We start from the raw sequence: 4,769 nt of genomic DNA, 5'->3' as shown, positions 1-4,769 counted from the left end.
AGATCTACGGTGTGTGTGAGCTGCAGGACAAGAAGATATCGATGCGTGACCCACGTAAATACGCGTTTCGGAGCTTCAATGAAAGTTACATCCGGGAGAGGCTCGTAGAGCCAGCCCATTCCGCCCGTTACGGAATAGACGTCGATCTTTGCGCGGCCAAAGTGGCTCAGCAGATCGCGAATAAACCGGACGGCCACGATATGGTCGCCCATGCCGCCTGTTACACGAATGGCAATGCTGTCTCGTCGTTCTACGTTGATCGCTAAATGAAGTGCTAACGCCGCATTCTTGAAGCCGTTGCGCGTCCTGCGTGAGAAGCGCGTAAGGCCTCGATCTTGCCTGCTCATGGCGATTCCTAAGCTTTGACGTTGAACATCTTCCAAACGGTATCTACGCCGCCGCCGCTCCAGATGCTATCCAAGGGCATGGAGCGCTCGGCGATGCAATGATCGAGCCGGGACTGATGGCGAGGAGACCTGCGGCAGCCATTTCATTTTTCATGGCTCGGAATCCTCGCTCTGGCAGGGATCAAGACGCTTGCTGAGGGCATCCACAGACACGACAACCGTTGGAATGCACTCGACGTTTCGACGGCCTCGAGTTCGGTGTGCCAGAAGGGCGGCGGCGTCATGCCGATCACCAACACGTCCGTCGGCTCGAGTGGCCACCTGCGTACCGATACATCTCAGCAGGCGGTCAAGACGCTTTGCGCGTCCCGCCGGTGGGGCCGCCGTCATTGGCCGCGCCGATCTCGCCAGCCGCCAGCAATTCGTCGAATGTCCGTTCGAGATCGGCATTGTCATCGGCTGCCGGTCCGCTGGGGGGATCCTGGCGTGTCAGCGTTTCCAGCCTTTGGTGAAGCTGGCGGTTCTCATCGCGGCAACGGGCATGCGCGAGTTCGTCGGTCTTGCCGCGCAAGCGGAGATCGGCGAGTTGAACCTTCACCGCGCCATAGTCTCGGCGCGCCGCGTCGCGCTCCTGGCGCAACGTCGCAATCTCGGTTTCCGAGGTTTGGCGCCGATGCTCGGCCACGTCCTCGGCGCGCTGCCCGACGCCCGGCGTTGCGCGGACCACGCTTTGATCGGCGGCGCCGCGCTGGAGCGAGCGCAACCTCTTTTCAAGTTCGACGGCCCGCTCCTGCGCGGCGGCGGCGCAATCACCGAGAACGCCGCGCTGATGCTCGAGCGTGGACAGCCGCACCTGCAGGTCCTGCTGCACCAGCATCTGCGCCGAAAGTTTGCCGGTCAGTCTTTCGTTGTGGAGCTGGTCATCCGCGACCTTGGAACGAAGCAGCATGGTGGCCTGTTGCAAGCTTGCGAGCCGCCATGCAACGTCCTCACGCGCCTGCTCGGCGGCTTGCCTGGCGATGATCTCGTCGCGAAGTTGCCCCGACACGCGCGCCAGGTTACGGCCCAGACGCTCGACCTCTACATTCGCTTCGAGGAACCGCGTTGCGCGCTGGCCGGCATGCCTGTCCGCTTGCGCAATGGTCTGCCGTGCCCTGTTGAGTTGGACCTCCAGGTCGGCGATTGTCTTGCTCGCGATCGATAGCTCGCGCGATTTTCGCCCAAGCTCTTTCGAGGTGCGATCCTGCAAGCGCTGCAGCTTCGCCACCTCTTCCTGCAATTCCCATTTGTCGGTATCGGGAGCGTCGGCATCGTGCGTTTGCGCATCAAGCCTGCCCACATCGTGGTCAACCAACGACCACGCCAAGTCGTCAACGGCACGTGGATCCAGCCTGTCGTTGGACAAGGGCGAGGAGCCGCGCATGGCGCGGGCCTGGCTCGAGCCCGTCCGGGCCGAAGTCGAGCCGAGGGAGGCGGCCAGCGTGTCTGACTGGGCCAATCCGGTCACGGGCTCCTCTTCGAAGAGAGGCAAAGCTTGATACGTTGCGGCTCGAATGCTTCGAATCAGTTCGTCGAAGTCTTCGTCGGCCCTTCGGACAACGGCGCTATCCTCCGCACTGATGTGCCGGGCGCCGTTGGCCTCATGATTCAGCGACATTTCTCTCTCATCGCTACCGAATCACTAGATTATCGTGAATTAAGAACAAGAATGCGAGTAGGTTTTATCGGCTTTCACTGGAAATTTCTGGGAGAAATCACGTTTTTTATAAGCAGAGATCAATATTCGCGTTTGCCTGCTGGCAACCGAAGTAAACTCCCGGTCACCCACCCGTCAAATATTGCAGCGAAGATGTGCCATTCTCCAGAACGCACCCTGCCTTTTCTCAGCGCCGCCCCAACAGGCTCTTCATGCGGTTGCGCAGCAGGCGGGCCATGTTGCGGGTTTCGCGGTAGAGGTGCAGTTGCGAGGCGGCCTGGCGGGTGAGGCGGTCGGCGTCCGGCGCCAGGCCGATCACCAGCGTGCCCATCGGCTTGCGCTCCGCCCAGAGCCGGCTCATCACCGGATGGTCGGGCACCGCGCAGGAATCGGTCATCATGATGTTGGGATCGTCGAGATGCTGCCTGGTCACCTCGATCATCAGCAGCGTGCCGGGCGAATAGCTGGCCAGCGTCTCGTCATAGGCGGTCTTCCAGGTGTAGGCGATGCCGGCTTCGACGAAGACGATCAGGCAGGCGATGGTGCGGCCGTCGAGCGTCAGCGAATGGATGCGGCACATGTCCTGTTCGGCCAGCCGGTGCACGGCTTCGCGGGCGAAGGCGGCGCGGAAGCGGTCGATCGCCATGGCGGTGCGTTCGCGGCCTTTCCAGCCGGCGGCTTCCAGCGACAGGAAGCCTTCGATGGCATGGCGGATGTCTTCAGGGCCGCGCGCCACGACATGCTCCAGCCTGCCGAGGTCGCCGAGGCGCCGCTTCAGGCGGCGGAACTCGCGATAATGGTGCGCGCGCAGCGAGGCCTTCAGATAATCGTCTCCATCGAGCTCGCTCTCCAGCGCCGGGCGCTGGATCTGGCCGGTGGTGACCAGCGTCAGGCCGCGCGCCTCGGCCACGGTGGCAAGCAGGCTCGCCACCGGGCCATCGAGCCGGACATCGGCCAGGACGAAGACTTTCGGGAGCTTGAGGTGCGGGCGCGACAGCATCGAGAAGAAGTCTTCGACGACGCCGACCGGATCGTCGCGGTCGACCAGCGGCGTGCCGAGCGGACCGAACGGGCTCGACCATGTGCGCATGACCGGCACGCCGAGCGGCACCACCGGCCGTTCCACCGAGAACGGCACCAGAAGACGCAGCCGGTTGCGGTATTCGTCGCCGTCGCGGATGACCGCCAGCCGCACCTCGCGGTCCTCCAGCCGCGGCATGGCGGGCGCCAGGAAACGCGGGTTGAAGAACACGTTGGGCTCGACCGTGCGGGCGCAGAGATAATCCAGCTCCTCGACCAGGTCGAAGCCTGCCGATGCCGGATAGATGGCGAGCTTGCGCTCGGGCCGGTTGTTGGCGAGGATTTCAATGTGAGCGGGGTCGGCGTCGCGGGTCAGTCCGGCAAGGCCAGACACCATCGCGCCGGCAGTGCCGCCGCTGGTTTCCTCAAGCAACGGGATGGCAGCCATCACGCGGCTCCTTTCGGGGCTAAGAAGATGAGCATGGCGATGCCGAGCTTGCGCCACACCGTGAAGGAGAGCGCGCCGGCTTCGAAGATCATGGCAAAGGCGGTGGCCATTGCCGCGCCCCACAGGCCGAACATCGGGATGAGCACTACATTGAGGGCGATGTTGAAGGCCAGCGTCATGGCATAGACGGCAGCACAGATGTTCTGGTTGCCGCTCATCGTCAGCAGGCTTTCGCAGGGGCCGACGGCGGCCCGCGCCACGACGCCGAAGACAAGCAGGAACAGCAACGGATAGCCTGATGTGAATTCAGGGCCGAACAGCACCAGCATCGGCTCGCCGAGCGCCAGCACCAGTAGTGCCATCAACAGCGATGGCCAGAACGTCCACGACACCGTCTCGCGGGCGAAGGCGGCAAGCCTTTGCGGGTCGCCATGGGTGAACTGCGCATAGCGCTGGGCAACGCCGGCCTTGACGGCGAAGTAGACGAAATGCACCAGCGCCAGCGTCTTCACGGTGGCGAAATAAACGGCGACGTCGTTGGGATCCATATAGGCGCCGACCATCAGCACATCGGCATTGGTCAGCAGGAAGAAGAAGCTCTCGACCAGGAAGATCGGCAGCGAGACGACGAACCATTGCGCGAAATGGACCTTTATCGGCCCCGCCGGGATCTGCCGTTCCATGCGCTGGGTGACACCGACCAGTTGTCCCAGCGTAGTGACGTAAGTGGCGGCGATCGAGGCGAAGATGGCGGTCCTGGCATCGGGTGCGTAGCCCACGAACAGCATCAGCGCCATGAACAGCAGGATCAGCACGGGCCGCACCAGATAGGTCGGCGACAGGGCAAACAGCGCCCAGCTGTTGGCGCGTGCCAGGCCCGACAGAAGGTCGGACATGGCAATCATCGGCAGGCAGATGACGCCGAGGATGAACGGGATCACATAATAGTTCTCGATCCAGGGTGCCGCCAGCCAGACGCCGAGCGCGCCGAGCCCGGCAATCAGCGTGGAGGCGATCAGCACGAACAGACGGCTGGCCAGCACGATGCCGCGCAGTTCATCCATCAAGCCGCGCTCTCGGTATTCGGGAATGTAGCGGATGACCGAGGTGTGGAAGCCCAGGCAGGCGAGATTGCCGACGATGACCATCGTCACCCAGACGAGGACGAAGATGCCGTACTCGAACGAGCCCATCCAGCGTGCCATCAGCACCTGGCTGACGAAGGCGATGACGGCGCTGACGATGCGGACCGAGAAGG

At 63.1% G+C, this 4,769-nt stretch carries 4 protein-coding genes; all 4 read right to left on the bottom strand.

Going from position 1 to position 4,769, the window contains the following annotated elements:
* The coding region (locus EN750_RS18995; protein WP_145967766.1) for a hypothetical protein at positions 1 to 347 on the bottom strand (347 nt) is incomplete at its 3' end.
* A 349-nt stretch (positions 348 to 696) separates the two neighbouring features.
* The gene (locus EN750_RS18990; RefSeq protein WP_189526310.1) at positions 697 to 1,854 is read right to left on the bottom strand and encodes a hypothetical protein; all 1,158 of its coding nucleotides are present in this window, start codon (positions 1,852 to 1,854) and stop codon (positions 697 to 699) included.
* Between the two features lie 376 nt (positions 1,855 to 2,230).
* Positions 2,231 to 3,511 (bottom strand): GNAT family N-acetyltransferase, encoded by a 1,281-nt coding sequence (locus EN750_RS18985; protein ID WP_127397323.1) that lies wholly within the window; start codon positions 3,509 to 3,511, stop codon positions 2,231 to 2,233.
* On the bottom strand, positions 3,511 to 4,769 hold a 1,259-nt coding region (locus EN750_RS18980; protein ID WP_145967765.1), incomplete at its 5' end, for a lipopolysaccharide biosynthesis protein. The genes EN750_RS18985 and EN750_RS18980, both read right to left, overlap by 1 nt.

This window comes from Mesorhizobium sp. M7A.F.Ca.ET.027.03.2.1 (genome assembly GCF_003999175.1).
Lineage (GTDB): Bacteria > Pseudomonadota > Alphaproteobacteria > Rhizobiales > Rhizobiaceae > Mesorhizobium.
This window is presented reverse-complemented; position numbering and strand designations above follow the sequence as displayed.

Excerpts from the sequence above, each read along its gene's own strand:
- EN750_RS18985 (WP_127397323.1), bottom strand. The coding sequence starts at position 3,511 with ATGGCTGCCATCCCGTTGCTTGAGGAAACCAGCGGCGGCACTGCCGGC.